At 36.9% G+C, this 18,531-nt stretch carries 15 protein-coding genes and 1 pseudogene; 1 reads left to right on the top strand and 15 read right to left on the bottom strand.

The window, feature by feature from the left end:
• Nucleotides 1-116: 116 nt before the first annotated feature.
• The gene (locus LKI_RS10580) at nt 117-1,142 is read left to right on the top strand and encodes an IS30 family transposase (protein WP_013104156.1); all 1,026 of its coding nucleotides are present in this window, start codon (nt 117-119) and stop codon (nt 1,140-1,142) included.
• Between the two features lie 569 nt (nt 1,143-1,711).
• Here LKI_RS10580 and LKI_RS10575 read toward each other — a convergent pair.
• The 15 genes and pseudogenes from LKI_RS10575 to LKI_RS10505 all read right to left on the bottom strand — a co-directional run bounded on the left by LKI_RS10575 (nt 1,712) and on the right by LKI_RS10505 (nt 18,460).
• Nucleotides 1,712-3,508, bottom strand: a complete 1,797-nt coding sequence (locus LKI_RS10575; protein ID WP_013104155.1) for a papain-like cysteine protease family protein — start codon at nt 3,506-3,508, stop codon at nt 1,712-1,714.
• Between the two features lie 216 nt (nt 3,509-3,724).
• Nucleotides 3,725-4,555, bottom strand: a complete 831-nt coding sequence (msrA, locus tag LKI_RS10570) for a peptide-methionine (S)-S-oxide reductase MsrA (protein WP_013104154.1) — start codon at nt 4,553-4,555, stop codon at nt 3,725-3,727.
• Between the two features lie 219 nt (nt 4,556-4,774).
• Nucleotides 4,775-7,414 carry a cation-translocating P-type ATPase gene (locus LKI_RS10565; protein WP_013104153.1) on the bottom strand — a complete coding sequence of 880 codons (2,640 nt, stop codon included), beginning with the start codon at nt 7,412-7,414 and terminating at the stop codon, nt 4,775-4,777.
• A gap of 186 nt (nt 7,415-7,600) precedes the next feature.
• On the bottom strand, nt 7,601-8,002 hold the full coding sequence (gene tnpA, locus LKI_RS10560; protein ID WP_013104152.1) for an IS200/IS605 family transposase: 402 nt from the start codon (nt 8,000-8,002) through the stop codon (nt 7,601-7,603).
• A 187-nt stretch (nt 8,003-8,189) separates the two neighbouring features.
• Complete coding sequence (locus tag LKI_RS10555) at nt 8,190-9,518, bottom strand: ABC transporter substrate-binding protein (RefSeq protein WP_013104150.1); 1,329 nt, start codon at nt 9,516-9,518, stop codon at nt 8,190-8,192.
• Nucleotides 9,519-9,580: 62 nt separating this feature from the next.
• The gene (locus LKI_RS10550) at nt 9,581-10,399 is read right to left on the bottom strand and encodes a carbohydrate ABC transporter permease (RefSeq protein ID WP_013104149.1); all 819 of its coding nucleotides are present in this window, start codon (nt 10,397-10,399) and stop codon (nt 9,581-9,583) included.
• Nucleotides 10,389-11,330 (bottom strand): carbohydrate ABC transporter permease, encoded by a 942-nt coding sequence (locus tag LKI_RS10545; protein WP_013104148.1) that lies wholly within the window; start codon nt 11,328-11,330, stop codon nt 10,389-10,391. Before LKI_RS10545 ends, LKI_RS10550 begins: the two co-directional genes overlap by 11 nt.
• A complete protein-coding gene (locus LKI_RS10540) occupies nt 11,331-12,407 on the bottom strand; it encodes an ABC transporter ATP-binding protein (RefSeq protein WP_013104147.1) in 1,077 nt (358 codons plus the stop codon).
• 213 nt (nt 12,408-12,620) lie between these two features.
• The gene (locus LKI_RS10535) at nt 12,621-13,541 is read right to left on the bottom strand and encodes an aldo/keto reductase (RefSeq protein WP_013104146.1); all 921 of its coding nucleotides are present in this window, start codon (nt 13,539-13,541) and stop codon (nt 12,621-12,623) included.
• A 112-nt stretch (nt 13,542-13,653) separates the two neighbouring features.
• Nucleotides 13,654-14,652, bottom strand: coding sequence for an AI-2E family transporter (locus tag LKI_RS10530; protein ID WP_013104145.1), 999 nt, complete (start codon nt 14,650-14,652; stop codon nt 13,654-13,656).
• Nucleotides 14,653-14,788: 136 nt separating this feature from the next.
• The gene (locus tag LKI_RS10525) at nt 14,789-15,277 is read right to left on the bottom strand and encodes a glutathione peroxidase (protein WP_013104144.1); all 489 of its coding nucleotides are present in this window, start codon (nt 15,275-15,277) and stop codon (nt 14,789-14,791) included.
• 109 nt (nt 15,278-15,386) lie between these two features.
• The gene (locus LKI_RS10520; RefSeq protein ID WP_013104143.1) at nt 15,387-16,436 is read right to left on the bottom strand and encodes a 2,3-butanediol dehydrogenase; all 1,050 of its coding nucleotides are present in this window, start codon (nt 16,434-16,436) and stop codon (nt 15,387-15,389) included.
• Between the two features lie 118 nt (nt 16,437-16,554).
• Nucleotides 16,555-17,127, bottom strand: a complete 573-nt coding sequence (locus LKI_RS10515) for a uracil-DNA glycosylase family protein (RefSeq protein ID WP_013104142.1) — start codon at nt 17,125-17,127, stop codon at nt 16,555-16,557.
• 34 nt (nt 17,128-17,161) lie between these two features.
• On the bottom strand, nt 17,162-17,899 hold the full coding sequence (locus LKI_RS10510; protein WP_013104141.1) for a 3-oxoacyl-ACP reductase: 738 nt from the start codon (nt 17,897-17,899) through the stop codon (nt 17,162-17,164).
• Nucleotides 17,899-18,460 (bottom strand): annotated as a pseudogene (locus LKI_RS10505) (QueT transporter family protein). Before LKI_RS10505 ends, LKI_RS10510 begins: the two are co-directional and overlap by 1 nt.
• Nucleotides 18,461-18,531: the final 71 nt, after the last annotated feature.

The raw sequence follows: 18,531 nt of genomic DNA, 5'->3' as shown, positions 1-18,531 counted from the left end.
TAAAAACCTTGCTATAACACCGTTTGCGCAGTTGTTCACTTTTGTTTTTCTTAACATTTTAACTATTGACCGAATGTCAATTTTATAGTGTTATTGAGAGAAGGAATAATTACCACATGACTAAGAAAAACTCAAATTCCAAATATGGTCGCCTTAATTTTACAGAGCGCGTTACCATCAAAAATATGATTGACGCGGGTAAAACCAATGCTGAAATTGCTCGAAAGCTAAACCGCCCTCGAGCTACCATTACACACGAATTGCAGCGTAATGCCCGTGTCATGACTTGGCATGGCAAAAAGAAAATATTGCGCCATACCTACGAACCTGTGCAAGCCACTAGACGTGCTGAGTATTATCAATCAAAGTCGCATCGTTCACAGCCTAAAATCACACCTAGAAAACGCGAAAAGATAGATTACTATCTCAAAAAGAAACATTGGTCGCCAGAACAAATTGCACATGGTGTGCCACGAATTGGTGTATGCACACGAACAATCTATAACTGGATTCTTAATCGCAACCTGAGTGCAACATTAAATGATTTACCGCTTAAAGGCAAAAGACGCAGGCATCTAAGAGCCAAACCAGTTAATCCAGAACATAAACGGATGATGATTGAAACGCGTTCAATTCACAACCGTCCAGAAGTCATCAATAATCGTTCAACATTTGGTCATTGGGAAATTGATGGGGTGATGAGTCCTCAAGATTCCCAATCTTTCGTGATCACATTTGTGGAACGAAAAACACGTTTTATGGTTGGTGTCAAAGCTAAAAGTAAGAGTTCAGATGATGTCAAAACAGCCATTGATACCTTTATGTCAAGGTTTGAAAATGTTTGTGACAGTATCACATGTGATCGTGGCACAGAATTCACCAGTAGTTTATTTATTTACAGCATTGAAGATACGTACGGCAAAAAGTTATATTACGCTGATCCACAATCACCAGGTCAACGAGGTACAAACGAACGCATGAATCGTGAATTAAGGCGTGTATTTCCTGCTGGTTATGACTTTACTAAGATTACCCAACGTAAGCTTCAAAACGCCATTCAGGACATCAATGAGCGTCCTAGAAATGTGCTCAGGTTCAAAACACCTGAAAAAGTCTTTACTAAGCGAATCATGGCAGCTTAATCATCAAGAGATGCTAAAAATCGCTAATTGATAAGACAGTTCAAAGTCAATAGCTTTGGGCTGCATTTTTGCGTATAATAATAACCAGATAAACACGAATTAAGTGCTTGATTAGCTTAAAAAAGTCAAAATGACAATGCAAAAACTAAATATGCGACCAACATTAAACATCAAAAATAAATTATGGTAGTTGAAATTTAGAAACGCAAAACCACAAATAGCACAAAAACAGTCTTTGTAATCAGATTGTAAACAAATCCGCTATCACAACAGCGACAACGGATTAGCGAAAATAAAATCAATTTTTTTAGATTATTTGTTACTTTAGGGGTTGACAAATTCAATAGCAATTTTAGTTAACATAATATATATTATCGAAAGTTAAATATTTAATCAAACAAACCTATTCCTACTGTTCCAATCACAAGTCATTCAACTTTTTTAACTGGAATCCACAATTAAATAGCAAAAAAGATGATCAATTTTTGTAATTAATCATCTTTTTTTTGCTATTTAATGAATAAAAAAACGTCAAATAATCATTGCATACTTATAACCAACAAATATTTTTACATAATACCAAATACTGGTCTCCCAGCGTTCCAATCAGCGCTATCTTGACTTAATTTGCTTGAAATATAATTAATATTATACCAACCGTTATAGTATTCTCTATTGAATGGATCATATACTTGTGTGGCGCCATTACTATATCCAAATGTAGTAATAGCATGTGTCATACCACCACCAACATTAACATAAAATATCACTGGAACACCTTGTTGTAACAATTGTGTTGTTCTAGTTGCTGTACTTAGTTGCTCAACTTGACGTCCGTAATATTTAACGGTATTAACTAAATCACGCCCAGTGGCACCAAATGACGAAATACTAATCTTATTCATAACATTTCTGACATTATCAGGATTGACTGCCATGCCATAAGACCCATTTAATACCATGGCGATACTCGTTGGCACACAACCAGCTTGTCCCATTGTATAGTCATTAAATTTATGACTAGACCAACGACTATCCAATTGTGAAAAATAAGTTGGCTTATTAGCAACAATTAAATCGCCATTGCTACCAAAAGAATATTTACGACTATTAACCGTAATCGACATATTACGTAATTGCTTAAAGTTCGTACCATAATATTCAACTTGATTCGAACGCTTACCGTAAGTTCTGAAACCTTTGATAGCATCGCCATATTGACCCATAAAATAAAAGGTATTGCCCGTACGAACGTAATTATTTCTGACTTGGTTATAATCGTTACCATAAAATTCCATTTTTGAGTTAGCATAGTAACGTTCGCCCTTTACAGCATCGCCATTGGCACCAAAGAAATAAATCGTGCTAGCGTTTGTACGGACATAATTATTTCGAATTTGATTGTGATCATTACCGTAAAATTCCATTTTATGATTATCATAATAACGTTGTCCTGTTACGGCATCACCATTAGCACCAAAGAAATAAATCGTCTTAGCATTTGTACGGACGTAATTATTGCGCACCTGTTTAAAGTCAGACCCATAATATTCAAGTTTGTTGTTACCATAATAGCGTTTACCAGTGACTGCGTGACCATCAATGGTATCAAAATACATCAGCCCTCTGTTAAACCAGTGGTACCCATAATTCATGTGCCCTTGATTATCATACAACACAGTTTTCGTTGACAGATTAGTTAAACCAACTGAATAGTTACCTTGCTTATCGAAATTATACCAATAATTATCAATCTTTTTTTGGCCAACAACGAGTTGATTATTAACATAGTATCGTTTGACACCATTCTCATTAACCCACCCTTTTTTAGTTATCACATTTGAATCCTTAGCAGCCGCTGGAGCCACCTGATTAGTTGGCGTATTCACAGAGCGATCACTTGTTGTATTCGTTTGATCAACTGAAACATTTGAAGACTTATTATCAGTTGCTGTAGTTGCCTGATTAACTGACACGCCTGAATTTTGATCAATTGACGTGGTTACTTGATTAGCCGGCGCGCTTGAACTGACATTATCAGGTGTTGTATTTGCCTGATTGGTTGGCACACTCAACGTTTGATCAGGCATTGTACTCACTTGATCAGTCGCTTTTGATTCTGATACATTTGAATCATTATCAGCTATTAAACTCTCTTGAGTTGTGGTACCTTTTGGCGCTGATGAATCTGTAACCAGCACATCAGAGTTTGTAGTGCCCTTATCAATAATTGCTGTATTTTTAGCGTTGGTAATCGTATCTGCATGTACAGTTGTTGCACCAGTAGCAACCATAATACCTGCAGTTAGAACTATACCAGTAACTAATAATTTACCTGACTTGTACAGCTTGTGTTTCTTAATCATTATTTCTCTCATTCTCCCTTAAAATGTAACACTCGTTTTATAAGACTGTATTGCTTCCAGTCTATTTTTATAGATCACTTTAGCCCCCTACTTAAGCTACAATGTATTATAACAATTTATCTAACACTTGTGGTTAGCAATTTTTAATCCCATACACATTTTCCAAATTGAATATGTGTGCACTCATCTTTCAATTAATAATCTGTTATATCTCAATTATCCTTTCACTTTTTTAAATAGTTTGCGCATCATATTTTTTGAATGTTGTAGGGACAAGTACAAACGTCGCGTACGTTCTATTTTACGATAACGACTTGTATTTTTCTTATAAAAATCTTGATGAAAATTTTCTGCAGGCCAAAATCGTGTGACATCAGAGATTTCCACAACAATCGGCTTTGAATAAATCTCTGAGTCAATGACTGCTTGTCTTGACTGTTCTGCTATCTGTCGCTGCTCATCGTTATTGACAAAGATAACAGGACGATAGCTTTCACCCCGATCATCAATTTGACCCATATTATCTGTTGGGTCAATCAACTGCCAATAAATATCTACAAGTTCTTGATAAGTTATCAGGCGCTTATCAAACAATATTTCAACTGCCTCTACATGTCCAGTGTATTGTCCAACAACCTGATCATAGTTTGGATTATCAAATTCGCCACCAGTATATCCAGAGATAACTGCTGTTATACCTGGCCTTTTATCAAACGGCGATACCATACACCAGAAACAGCCGCCGGCAAAAATAGCACGCTCTTGATGAGGTGGATCTGCTTCATCATGCAATCTTACCTTATCAGAAGAATCGGGTTGGGGTTCACCACTAATTTTTAAATAAAAATCCATAACATCTGGCGTTAGGTTATGCCGAAGAGCTAAAGGGCGTAAATCAGACTTAATGTCATCAAGTTGTGTACTGAAATTAACATCTGCACGCCGATCTTTGACCTTTAATAGCGACTCTCTTTCCCATTCTCTCGTACTAGGATTCAGAATTAGGTTATAAATATCTCGCTGGATTTCATTATCATTTAAGTGCATGTGTTGCGCCTCCTAACATATATTACGAGAAACTGATAAAACAAACACACTGCTTCAGTCAAAGTATACCACTAAGGATGTATCACACCTATAATTTAGATTGAACACGGTTCTCATTTTATCACTTTAAAATCGGATAATGACGTCTCGTTATTATCGATTGCAGAAAATGAATCGATTGATCATAAAAACACCTTGTCTTAATGACAAGGTGTTTATTTATACTTTAAATAAATTTGGTTGTATCATTTTCAAAAATTCGATGACAATTGTTGGCACAAGAGATAGCCCAATAATAATTGCCCAATGTCCAAGTGAAATAAATGTTAGTCCAAATAACGATTGTGTTAGTGGTATCAAAGCTACAGCCAAAGTAATCAGTGTGGCTAAGAGGGCCATATTAACCAACGATGGGTTGGCACTGTATTTAACAGTAAATAATGACTTGTTAGAACGTATATTGAATACATGAAATATAGATGTGAGTGATAATACAACGAAAGCCATTGTTTGGCTAACATTCGCATTAGCAGTCAGACCGCCCAGAGTAACGTTTTGACCAATCCAAATAGCAGCTAACGTTACAATGCCAAACAAACTGGCGTTTATCGCAATTTGGCGAGCAAGCCCATGTGCAAATAAGCTCGTGTTTTTTGCCATTGGTGGTTCATTCATCACATTAGTTAGTAACGGTTCACGACTCAAAGCAAATCCCGGCAAACCATCAGAAACTAAATTAATAAATAGAAGATGTACCGGCAACAATGGTGAACCCCATCCCAAAATCATCGCAATTAAGATAACCAAAATTTCTGATATGTTAGCACTTAATAAAAAGTTAATGGTCTTACGGACTTTAATATAGACACCACGGCCTTCAGATATCGCATCAACAATTGTTGCAAAATTATCATCTGTTAAGATAATATCTGAAGCATCACGGGCAACATCGGTTCCAGTTTCTCCCATTGAAATACCAACATCAGCGGCTTTCAGCGCTGGTGCATCATTAACACCATCACCGGTCATAGCAATCGTCGCGTCTTGTCGTTGCCATGATTTGATAATTCTAATTTTATCTGTGGGTGTAACACGCGCGTAGACTGAATAATTTTGAATATTCTGATCGAGTGCTTCATCAGATAACTTGGCTAGCTCAGAACCAGTAATGGTCTGATCACCATCTTGTAAAATATTAATTTCACGCGCTATGGCACTAGCCGTTTCTACATGATCCCCTGTGATCATGATCGTCTTGACGCCTGCCAGTCGTGCTTTTTCAACAGCAGGTGCAGATTCAACACGTGGTGGATCAATAATGCCAACTAATCCCACCAAAGTCATATCTTGCTCATAAAAGGCCTGAGTTGGATTTTCCGGCATATCAGTAAATGTTCGCTGAGCAATAGTCAATACACGTAATGCTTCACGTCCAAAAGTTGTATTAATGGCCGTCGCTTTATCTTTATCACCATGTTGAATCATCGGCAATAAGACATCAAATGCCCCTTTTGTAATCGCAATATAGCCACCACTAGGATTTCTATGAACTGTCGTCATTCGCTTCTTTGTGGAATTAAAAGGAATTTGATCAATTAATGGATACATGTTTAGCAAGTCATCGCGTGACTTCTTAGCCGCCATCGCACGAACCAACGCAACTTCTGTTGGGAGGCCATCATATACTTGTTCCCCATCAACTGTTTTGACAGATACATTAGTTGAAATCGTAGCTAAAGACAAGACGTCTTGAGCCATATCGTCTAACCCATCGGCAATTAAACTAAGATGATTTTTCTCATTATGCCAAACCTTACGAACTGTCATACGATTTTGTGTCAAAGTACCTGTTTTATCTGAGGCGATAACATTAGTTGTACCCAATGTTTCTACAGCCGGTAATCGACGTACAATGGCATGCTTACGTGCCATCTTTTGTACACCCAAAGCCAGTGTCATAGTCACAATAACAGGCAATGTTTCAGGTACCACAGCCACCGCTAAGGAAACTGCGGTTAAGAAAATATGCTTCAAATCCATTCCCTGTGAGATCCCAAGACCCATGACAACAATTGCTGCGGCAATGGCAATCCATGAAATATTTTTTCCAAGTTGTACTAATCGCCGCTGCAGTGGGGTCAAGACTGTTTTAGATTCTTTGCTCAATAGCCCAGCAATCGTCCCCATTTCAGTTGCCATACCAACGGCAGTAACAACTGCTTTACCATGACCATTAACAATCGTGGTACCACGATAAACCATGGTGACACGTTCCCCTAAATTAACCTGTGCCTCAGGTTCAAACGTGGCATGTGCATCTTTTTCAACTGGCAAGCTTTCGCCAGTTAACGCTGATTCCTCAGCTTGCAATTCAATCGCTTCAATTAAACGTGCGTCTGCTGCTATAGCACTGCCGTTTTCAATAATGAGTAGATCGCCTAATACAACGTCGTCAGCATCGATTAATGCTGTTTCTCCGTCACGCATCACTTTAACTTGTGTACGATTTAAATTTTGCAAAGCCGCTAACGAATTTTCAGCTTTACCTTCCTGGACAATCGCTAAAATGGAATTAATAATCACAATACCAACAATTAGCAAACTTTCAAAGTAGTGCCCAGTACCTTCTATGTAAGTTGAGACAATGGAGATGACCGCTGCAATTAACAGTATAATTGTTGCAACGTCATTTAAACTGATTAATATTTTCCGCCAAATTGGTTCTTTTTTCTTTGTTTCAAAACTATTATTACCAAATTTTTCTCTGTTATAATTGACTTGCTTCGCGTCTAGTCCTTTTTGACTATCCACCGCGTGTGATGAAATCGTTTCCTCAATACCCTTGCGGTATGCCTTCATTTAAAATCCTCCTTGAAATGTGCTATTATGGGAAGCTTACCAACCAAACCTATCATTTGGATATTACACGTTTTCCCAGCGTATAATTATTTTAAGTAACCTACTAGTTAGCTATTAACTAGTTATTCGAATATAGATATGACATAGAAATCCTATAGGGCGCCCTAAACAAGTCGATTAGTTAACTTAGTGCCTTTGCGTAGCAACGTAATTTTGGATAGTCTCATCGGATAGTGTGCCAGAAGACATCAGTGCATATGAATGTGACCAAAATGTTTCTTCAAAGAGGCTTTCTTTCATATGTACGAATTCCTTTTTTATTAATCGTGAACTTGCTGATTTGTAGGCGTTGATAAATTTACTCAATTCTGTTTTAGGTTCGGCTTTGAAATACACATAAACGTAATCAATATCACTATGCCAATTTTGCAATGATATGGCATAATTAGGGCTAATATGCTCAAAAATTTCTTGTAGTCGGACTGAAACAGTATGATCAATTACTCCACGACGTTGTCTCACAACCATCACAAGATGGTAATGGAGTGAAAAAACTGAATGCTGATTTCTATCTAATTCGTATGTCATATATACATTATACCATAATCGACTGAATGATATACAGGGGATTTTTGGACGTAAATATATCACTTGTAAAGTCAATCATGCATGCTATTTTCAGATTTTTATGATAAAAAAACCGATCAAATAAAACAAAAGACCAATGATTATTATCAACCAATCATTGGTTTTTTGTAACACTATTTTTTATCTATTACTCACCTGATTGTTCATTTGCTGCTTTAATATCTGCAGTGGTTTGTTTTTCAGCTTTAGCGAGTTCTGAGTCGACGTCTTTACCATTAATAACGTTTTCCATAGCGTTTTGCGTGTTAATACGTTCCTTTGGCATCGCAGTAATTAAAGCGCCTGCACTTGCTTTATTAATTGTCGTTGCTTTTAACTGTGACACAGGTGCCGCCAAAATTGGGGTTTCCTTAAAGGCATCAGTTAATGCCTTTGTATCATAAGATTTATTATTCACAGCAAAATATCCAGTATCGATTGACCATTGTGCTTGCTCTTTGACCGATGTTGCAAATTTCAAAAATTCAAAAGCCCCTTTCTGGGATTTGGTTGACTTACCTTTTGACAACCAAATACTTGCACCACCAATAACAACCCCGTTTGCTTTCACACCCTTAGGATTTGGCAAGTAGGTTACACCAACATTGAACTTTGCATCTTTTTTAATATTACCCAGTGATGCAGAGGAATTAATAAACATGTCAATTTGATTTGATGTAAATGCTGATAATTCAGTATCACCAGCGTTAGCACCAGTACCATAATCAACGAGCGTCCCTGCATCAGCATTTGTTTTAATCCAATTTAAGATGTTCTTGCCAGCTTTATTGTTAAAAGTTGCTTTTGTAGCAGTTTTAGTGCGCCCATTACCATGATTCACTAAAGTTTGTTTCTGATTGGCCAACAATTCCTCAAAAGTCCAACCATAAGGTAAAATTGACAACCTTGCCTTGCCTGATTTTTCCTTTAATTTTTTGGCTGCTTCAGTTACCTGATCATATGTCGGTCTTTGCGGTAAGTTATCAATACCAGCATTTTTGAAGGCGTCTTTATTATAATACAACACTGGTGCACTTGAGTTGAAAGGCATAGAGTAAAGTTTGCCATCAATCGTGTAGTAATTCAAAATGTTTTTTCGTAAATTTTTAGTATTGTAATGATATTTTTTAATGAGTGTTTGCATTGGTTCGATCATACCTGACGTTGATAATTGTTTCGTTGATATTTCGTTCGATTGAAACAAATCGGGTGCCTTCTTGGTACCGCCAACTGAAAGAAATTTAGGCAATGCTTCAACATACTGTCCTTGAAATTCCGGAATAACTTTATACTTAGTCTGAGAAGCATTAAAGTCATCGACAACGCGGTTAATAGCTGTTGCATTCTGACCAGTCATAGAATGCCAAAAGACAACATTCTGACGACTAGTCGTGTCTGCATGGATCTGTGTCAATGGCACAATGGCAGATAGTCCGATTGTTGTCAAGGCGGCATACTTTGCTATTTTTTGTAACATGATTAGATTTGTCCTTTTTAATTTGACTTATTTTCTAAACTACGAGATAACCTATCAAAAATTTATTTAATCACGCCATTAGTCAGGCCTTTTTTAAAATATTTTTGACCTAACAATATAATTAATAAGGTCGGGATGACTGAAATAATGGTTACAGCCATGATTAATCCCCAATTACTAGCCGTATCTTGTGACCGAAGTTGACGTAAACCAATTTGTACCGTACGCACTTTGTCATTTGTCGTTGCAATCAAAGGCCACAGGTACATATTCCAATTTGTTAAAAAACTGTACAAAGCAAACGTGATAATATTGACTTTGGTATAGGGGATAACGACACGCGTCGCGAATTGAAATTGGGTTAGTCCTTCAACATCGCTTAGCTGCTTTAATTCCAGTGGCACTTGTTCAAAACTAGTTTTGATCATAAAAGTACCAAATGCTGATGCTAGAAATGGTAACCCAATAGAAGCATAGGTATTTAGTAAATTCAAATCGCGCATGGTGACAAAATTCGGAATAATTTGTGCTTCAAAAGGTAACATCATAGTACTGAGGAATAGCACGAAGATCGTTTTTTTAAACCGAAAATTTAAAAATACAAAAGCAAATGCTGCCATAATTGACAATATGACCTGACCAATCATGACTAACCCTGAAACAACAAGGCTGTGCGCCAAATACTTCAACATCGGCGTCGTTGTAAATACCTGAACGTAATTACTGAATACTAGATGGTTGGGAATTAACCTACCTTGAGAAATGGACGCGCTGGATGACAAGCTTAAGGATAATCCCAATAGCAATGGTAGCATCAGAACAATGGCTATAACTATCAATCCAGTAAACCGTATGGCTTTTTGAATGGCGTTACTTTGCATTTTTATCCGCCCTTCTCTTATTAACTCGAAATTGAATCACCGTACATAACATAATAATCAGCGTCAAAATAACTGATTGTGCACTAGCCCGACCCACGCTGTGATTAACAAAAGCATCTTGATAAATCGCATAAACTAATAAATTAGTATGATAATCTGGTCCACCTGCTGTTAAAATATCTACCTGTCCAAATGTTTGAAACGCATTAATCAGGGTAACCACTGTCACAAAAAATGTCGTTGGTTTTGTACCAGGCAACGTGATTTTACGCAACCGTAACCATTTAGAGGCACCATCCAAATCTGCAACGCGATACAAATCTTCTGGAATTGCTTGGATAGCGCCTAGCAACACTAAGAAAGCAAAACCAATATTCATCCAAACAGTCGTACCAATAATGGCTACTAATGACCAAATTGGATCAGACAACCAGTTGATTGGTGGTAAATGTAACAAGGATAATAATTTACTCAACAAGCCAATTTGCGGATTAAATATAAACAACCATAAAATTGAAGCTACTGTGACCGAAACGCCCATAGTTGACGAAAATATGGTTCTGAAAATAGCGATACCGCGGATGCGTTGACTAGCAAACATCGCTAATACATAAGATATTATAATTGTCAAAAATGTTGTTAAGACAACGAAAATGACCGTCACAGTAAACGATGTCATGAAACTATCCGATAACATCAAATTGCGAAAATTCCTTAACCCAATAAACTTAATCGGATGGCCTGCCAAATCTGTTAGTTCTGTACTGAGCCAAAATGTTTTAACCATTGGATAAAATACAAACACGCTGAGAACTAAAATAGACGGTAGTAGTAGTAGAAAACCTAATGTATTTTGCCTATATCTTGGTTTTGTGACCTTGGTCTTCGGTTGACCTCGTTGTGTTTGATGGCGTGTCTGACTAATCATCATTTACCCCACCATCAATGATTCTTTTCCAATATCTATGAGTTGACCATCAGAATTAAAAATCATAGCTTTCGCGTTTAATAAATCAAATGCTACCGAATCACCAAGTTGGTGTGTTGTTTGTTCATTCAATTTTATTCTTATTAAGTCGGGCAACTTCATGTCAATCGCAATGTTTGTTCCATCGCCCAAAGGTTCAATTTGAGTAATCTCACCTGAAAATCGTCCTGTCGGTGTTATAATAACATTTTCTGGTCGAATGCCAATTTGGTACGAGCCACTTTTAATCGAGCTGTTAAGTGGTACTGTTATGCCATTGCTTAACGTGAGCCTATTCTGATCAATTTCAACGGCTAATAAATTAATAGCTGGCGAGCCAAAAAAATCAGCAACGAATGTATTGGCGGGATGATTGTAAAGTTCGAGTGGTGCACCGATTTGTTCAATTTTGCCCTGATTCAATAACATGACTTGATCACCCATTGTCATGGCTTCAGTTTGGTCATGTGTCACATATATAACAGTTAATCCTAATTGTTGTTGTAATGTCCGTATCTCTTTTCTCATCTCTGCTCTCAGTTTTGCATCTAGATTAGATAACGGTTCATCCATTAAAACAATTTTAGCCTCAGAAACCAACGCTCTCGCAAGTGAGACACGTTGCCTTTGTCCACCTGACAAACTTCCCGGTCGCTTATCTTGATAGTCTTCTAAATGAACTAAACTTAATGCTTCACGTAGCTTTTGTGCTTTAATTTCCTTACTAACATGCCGGGCCGACAAGCCAAAAATAATATTTTCTGAAACTGTTAGATTAGGCATCAAAGCATAGTTTTGAAAAACCATTGATAAACGTCTATTCTTAGGTGGTAAAGTCGTCACATCTTGATGATTTATGATAACCTGTCCTGAGTCAATTGTTAAAAATCCTGCAACTGCGTTAAGAATAGTACTTTTCCCAGATCCTGAGGCGCCAACCAAAATATAAAATTGACCGTCCTCAATTATCGCGTTAATATCGGTTAAGACTTCCTCACCATTATCATAAGTCTTTTTTATGTGCTGTAGTTCAATAGACATTTGCGCTTATATTCCCTCTTTCATTGAACATCGATGTTAATTAGCTTTGTTAACAAACCCACTATAGCAAGTTCATGTAAATATCGTATCTTTATCGCGTAACAATCAAGTGAAGAAAACTGCTAATATGTAAACAACCTTAAACTTGCTTAATGATTACTATTTCTGCCACAAAAAAACAAGCCTATCAAAAAGCTTGTTTTGTTTGCTATGTTAGAATTGACCAAATAATTGATCAATTGTTTGATATTCTTGTGGTGACAAGGTTACTTTTAAAGCAGCCACGTTATTAGCTACTTGTTCAGGCAAACGAGCGCCAGGTATAACAGCACTAATTTCTGGATTAGCAATATACCAAGCTACAACAGTTTGTGCGATTGTTGCCTGGTGTTTTTCCGAGATTGGTTTGATTTTCTTTAGATTATTAATGATGACCTCAAAAGACTCAGTTGACCATTCACTGAACTGGGTCGTATCCTGCGCTGTATATTTTCCAGTCAATAGCCCTGACGCTAACGGAAAATAAGGCACAAATTGAATATGATTCTCTTTTAGATATGGCCAGATTGTCTTTTCAACGTCACGATGCACAAGATTATAATGATCCTCAACATAATCTACTTGGCCATTTTTATTGGCTTCTTTAATTTGCAATAAATTGAAATTAGACACGCCAATTGCTCGGATCTTACCTGTGTTTTTCAACTCATTTAATGCTGCCACTGCCTCATCTTTAGGCGTTCTTTCATCTGGGAAGTGAATATAGAAAATGTCAATGTAATCTGTTTGGAGTCGACGTAATGCATCGTCAACAGCCTTTTTCAAAAAAGCGGGATCGTTATTCAATGATAAATGATTATCTGGATCTTGAGCCGCTTTTGTTGCAATTTTAAAATTTTCTCTTGGATAGCCTTTAATGGCTTCACCAATGATTTGTTCAGAGCGACCTAGGCCATACATATAAGCAGTATCAATCATCTGGATCCCAGAATCTAAGGCTTCTTTAATAACCTCATAACCGTTATGATCATCCAAACCGTCAAATAAATTGTGCCCGCCTACTTTATTGGTACCAATACCTAATTTGCTTGCCTGAAAATTTACTTTTGTTACCTGTTCTGGATCCATTAGCATAAAATTTATCTCCTTCACTGCTTATAGGAGCCATTATATAATAATTTTTTTCATCATGCAGTTAATTCGCTTGTAAAATAATTCATATGCCTTACCAATCCAATTCATACTGTTATTGACTGTGAAATTTTTGAATGCGGAAAAAATCTAACAAAAAAGTTAAAATAGGTAATCCAATAACCAACCCCCACACACCAAATATTTTTTCCATAATAATCAAGTTCAGCAAAATAACCAGTATTGGCATATGTGTTCGTTGTGACATAAAATGTGGATGTAAAAAATAAGATTCAAGAAAGTGAATACATGCTACTGCGATTAAAATAATCAAAACTGTATGCCAATTACCGATGATAAACGCTGTAATTGCTAATGGTACTAAGGAAATAACCACACCAAAGACAGGAATTAATCCTAAGATAAAAATCAAAATTGTAAAACCGATCAGATAAGGAAAATGTAAAAAGTAAAGGACAATAACCATGGCTATCGTGTTAATTACACCAATCAGCAATTGCACTTCAAACAAACGTCCTAAAATAATAATAAAGCGATGGACAATGATGTAAAACTCACCAAAAAATTTTTTATAGGGGCTGTGTAAAAAATTTAGAGACCATGATTTTAGCTGTGGATAGGTCATACTAAATATAAAGCTAAACAAGAGCGCCAGGACTAATTCGTAAAGCACATGTCCTACTTGATTTAATTGTGAGAAGCCTTTGGAAATCAATTGATCGGTGTTAAGTGAATTAATGTACTGGTGGATATTTTTATAAATGTCTTTCAAAAAGCCATTCGCATGCCAACTGGAATCCATTGTCAATGTGATCATACTTTTCACTTGATGTACAACTGTCGACGCACCGTGATTGATTGATAAGGCAATAATTGCAATAAATATGGCATAAACTGCCACAATCGCAAAGGATCGCGACAACTTCAAAAACCGGGATAGACGTTTAGCTGCATTGATAGCTAAATAAGAAAATATAATCGTTAGTAACAACAAAGACATAAACTGTCTTAAAAAGAAAATGAGTAAGATAATAACCAGTAAGACAAAGTAACGATACAATTGGCGTTTCTGCCAAGACGACAAGATGTTCATATATATCTCCTTCTACATCATTTATTATATACGAAATATCTCTATGAGGTAACCAAATATAAAAAAACAGAAAACCTGTTAATGTTTTTAACAGATTCTCTGTTTTTCAAATTAATATAATATGACATCAAACACCTTAAACTGTTTGATCTACAACACGTTTAATATCTGGTATCATATCAGCTGGATTCGTTTTAGGAGCAAAACGTTTGATAACTTGCCCTTCACGATTAACTAAAAATTTCGTAAAATTCCACTTAATCGTGGTTCCTAATGGACTATCTGCATTTTTTTTGAGGTATTTAAATAGTGGATCGGTATTTTTACCATTAACCGCAATCAACTGGTGCATTGGAAATGTCACACCGTAAGTTAATTGGCAAGCTTGGGCAGCTTCATGACTAGAATCTAACTCCTGCTTGAACTGATTAGAAGGAAATCCTAAGATAACTAATCCCTGTTCTTGATAGGTTTGATAGATCTTTTCAAGATCTGAAAATTGTGGTGCAAAACCACATTTTGTCGCAGTATTTACAATAATCATTGGACGGCCACGAAATTTATCCAAAGAATAAGTTTTGCCGTCCTCTGTCGTAACAGTAAATTGGTATACATCATCAGACATGGTATTCTCCCTTCTAAATCAAATAAAATAGCTATTGTTGATTTAATTTTAACATTTTTCAAAATGATTAAAAAGTAGTCAGTTTCAAAAGGAACTAACTACTTTTTGATTATTCTTTTGTTAAATCAACTAAAATTTTAGCTTGTGATTTGTCATGCGTCAGTGATTCAAAACCATCTGACAAAATATTATCTAACTCAATAACATCAGTAATGACAGGTTTGACATCAATCTGCCCACTGCTGACAAGTTCGACAGTTTGTTCGAATGTCTCTTTTGAATAAGCAATTGTTGATGTTAATTTAACACCAGCATTTGTTAACTGCATTGGGTCAAAGGCAATTGGCTTAGCAAATATTGATACAATAACTACTGTACCACGTGCGCGTGTTGCATCGATAGCTTGTTCGAAAGTTGGTTGTACGCCTGCAACTTCGAAAGAAACATCAGCACCATTTGGAATAATTTCTTTAATGGCAGCAATCGTATCACTAACTTGGCTAGGATTTATCACATCAGTAGCACCCATCTCAAGGGCTTTATTAAGACGCACTTCTGACAAATCAACCGCAATAATTTTAGTCGCACCAGCTGCTTTTGCGGCGGCTGCTACTAAAACACCTATAGGGCCAGCACCAAATATAACAACCTTTTCACCAAATTTGAGGCCGCCTTCTTTAATAGCTTGCACTGCAACCGCTGTTGGCTCAATTGTAGCAGCCAATTTCAATGAAAAATCTTCTGGCAAATGATACAAATTTTCTTCTGGCACATTGACAAACGATGTAAATCCACCATCTGTGCTCAACCCGATAAAGCTATAACCATCATAAACATCTAAATCATCTGATGATACACCCTTGGTTACAGTTGGGTTAATTGACACATGATCTCCCACTTTAAAGTGTGTCACGTCAGTACCAATCTTTTCAATCACGCCTGAGAATTCATGACCCATTGTCAGAGGTGCCTGACCACCAGTCAATTCATCCGGTTTATCAACAGGAATAAATACTGGTCCCTCAAGGTATTCATGCAAATCACTACCACAAATACCTGCATAAGAAACGCGGACAACTACTTCATTATCCTTAGCTGGTTTCAGCTCAACATCTTCCACGCGAACATCCTTAACATCATGCCATACTGCTGCCTTCATTATATTGCTGCTCCTTTACCAAAATATATTACGTTTTATCAAACAAAATTGTTTGAGACTATTATAGCACCAATTTAAAAAAATGTGGCATCATCAATGCCACATTTCTGGATAGTAATCATCGATTCAATATCTGGTCTACCTGTTGTTGCAATGCTGGTACAACATCAGCTTCAAACCAAGGGTTCTTTTTTAGCCAAATATTATTACGCGGGGACGGATGCACAATCGGAAAATATTTCGGCAAAAAAATACGGTATTCCGAAATGACGTGTGTTATTGTATCCTTTTTATCAATAGGTAAATAGTATCTTTGCGCATAAGCACCAATCAAAATAGTTAGTTTAATATTGGGCATCTCAGCAATTAATTGCTTATGCCAAGTTTCTGCAACACCTTTTCGTGGTGGTTTATCGCCCGATTTTGCTTTACCAGGATAGTAAAAATCCATTGGTAAAACACCAATTTTACCAGAACGATAAAAAGTATCATCATCAATTCCCAGCCACTTCCTTAAACGTTCGCCAGAAGCATCATGCCACATAATGCCACTATTTTGAACTTGTAAACTAGGTGCTTGACCAATGATTAATATTTCCGCAGTTGGGGGTGTCACAAAAATAGGTAATAAACCAGCCTTGGTATAATCAATATTTTGTTTGTCATGAACAATGTCATCAAATAACGACATATGATATCTCCTAACTGAATGACACCTTACTGAATTAATGACCCAGTGTCCATCCGCCATCAATTGGCAAAACAATGCCATTAATATAATCAGCTTGTGGACTAGTCAAATATAACGTCAGGTCAGCTACTTCTTGTGCTGTCGCCCATCGCTTTGCAGGCGTTTGATCCGCCACTTGTTTTGCCATTTTAGCATCACCGGCAAAATCCGCGTGATTCATTGGTGTTTTAATTGCACCTGGCGCAATAGCATTAGCATGTATGCCTTTTGAGGCATAATCAAAAGCTAGTTGCTTGGTATAGCCAATAATTGCATGCTTACTTGTCGTGTATGCCGCACCGCCACCACCAGCTGAGAAACCAGCAATTGACGCCATATTAATAATATGTCCTCGTCCACGTGCTAACATTGCAGGTAAAACCGCATTACTTGCAATAAACATTGATGTTAAGTTCGTATCTAATATTGATTGCCATTGTGTTAAGGAAGTGCTTAATGAATTCTTATAGTCATCTAAAACGCCTGCAGTATTGAGCAATATGTCAAAGTTAACCGTATTGGTTAACTCTTCGAGCAACACAGTTAACTGTTCATGCTGACTTAAATCAATTTGAAAAGCGTGCAAACGCATATGATGAATAGGTATTTTATGTGAATCTAGCGCGTAAACAGTTGCCCCTGCATCAAGGTACGTTTCCAACTGCGAAAAACCGATGCCTGATGCGGCACCGGTTAACAATATAATTTTATTTGTATAGTCTTGTTCAATCATTATTTATTTAAATTAATAACCTTACTTAGGGCGTAGATCACGATACCACCAACAATTAATGACACAATTTCACCTGGCACGACACTAATATAGTACGCTAACCATTGTGACATGATACCACCAGTTGATCCGGACGGAAAGGCACCTTTTTGCGCCAATGTTGAACGCCAAAGTGAATTCTGCGGCTAGTATTGCCATACCAATTGTTGCAACGACAACAGAACTGATTAAAATCTTAAGTCCTGCTTGCTTAACCTGACGCGTTAATAAGTACGTGATACTGGTCATAATAACTGTCCCCAGCGTACCAAATACCCAATCTATCCACCCCAACGGGGACACTAAGTTAGCGATAAAGACACCTAATCCTAGTGAAATGATATAGCGTTTGTTCCAAGCTGCCAAATGATTCAGACCTTCTGATGCCCGCAGCTGAACGGGGCCAAATGCGATTGGTTGGATAACAAACGTAATGGCAGCATAAATAGCAGCAACAATTGCAACTAGTGTGATATGCCGTGCTCGACTGTCTGTGCCATGTTCTAACGTATTTTGTAACATAAAAATCTCCTAGTTTTTTTATAAGCGGGAAGGTTGATGAACCGCTATCTAAAAGCATACCATAGGATAAT

This window comes from Leuconostoc kimchii IMSNU 11154, from assembly GCF_000092505.1.
GTDB classification, from domain to species: Bacteria; Bacillota; Bacilli; order Lactobacillales; family Lactobacillaceae; genus Leuconostoc; species Leuconostoc kimchii.
This window is presented reverse-complemented; position numbering and strand designations above follow the sequence as displayed.

What these genes read in the sequence shown, in the direction of transcription:
- LKI_RS10580 (WP_013104156.1), top strand. Translation starts at nt 117, where the DNA reads ATGACTAAGAAAAACTCAAATTCCAAATATGGTCGCCTTAATTTTACA.
- LKI_RS10575 (WP_013104155.1), bottom strand. Translation starts at nt 3,508, where the DNA reads ATGATTAAGAAACACAAGCTGTACAAGTCAGGTAAATTATTAGTTACT.
- msrA (WP_013104154.1), bottom strand. Translation starts at nt 4,555, where the DNA reads ATGCACTTAAATGATAATGAAATCCAGCGAGATATTTATAACCTAATT.
- LKI_RS10565 (WP_013104153.1), bottom strand. Translation starts at nt 7,414, where the DNA reads ATGAAGGCATACCGCAAGGGTATTGAGGAAACGATTTCATCACACGCG.
- tnpA (WP_013104152.1), bottom strand. Translation starts at nt 8,002, where the DNA reads ATGACATACGAATTAGATAGAAATCAGCATTCAGTTTTTTCACTCCAT.
- LKI_RS10555 (WP_013104150.1), bottom strand. Translation starts at nt 9,518, where the DNA reads ATGTTACAAAAAATAGCAAAGTATGCCGCCTTGACAACAATCGGACTA.
- LKI_RS10550 (WP_013104149.1), bottom strand. Translation starts at nt 10,399, where the DNA reads ATGCAAAGTAACGCCATTCAAAAAGCCATACGGTTTACTGGATTGATA.
- LKI_RS10545 (WP_013104148.1), bottom strand. Translation starts at nt 11,330, where the DNA reads ATGATGATTAGTCAGACACGCCATCAAACACAACGAGGTCAACCGAAG.
- LKI_RS10540 (WP_013104147.1), bottom strand. Translation starts at nt 12,407, where the DNA reads ATGTCTATTGAACTACAGCACATAAAAAAGACTTATGATAATGGTGAG.
- LKI_RS10535 (WP_013104146.1), bottom strand. Translation starts at nt 13,541, where the DNA reads ATGCTAATGGATCCAGAACAGGTAACAAAAGTAAATTTTCAGGCAAGC.
- LKI_RS10530 (WP_013104145.1), bottom strand. Translation starts at nt 14,652, where the DNA reads ATGAACATCTTGTCGTCTTGGCAGAAACGCCAATTGTATCGTTACTTT.
- LKI_RS10525 (WP_013104144.1), bottom strand. Translation starts at nt 15,277, where the DNA reads ATGTCTGATGATGTATACCAATTTACTGTTACGACAGAGGACGGCAAA.
- LKI_RS10520 (WP_013104143.1), bottom strand. Translation starts at nt 16,436, where the DNA reads ATGAAGGCAGCAGTATGGCATGATGTTAAGGATGTTCGCGTGGAAGAT.
- LKI_RS10515 (WP_013104142.1), bottom strand. Translation starts at nt 17,127, where the DNA reads ATGTCGTTATTTGATGACATTGTTCATGACAAACAAAATATTGATTAT.
- LKI_RS10510 (WP_013104141.1), bottom strand. Translation starts at nt 17,899, where the DNA reads ATGATTGAACAAGACTATACAAATAAAATTATATTGTTAACCGGTGCC.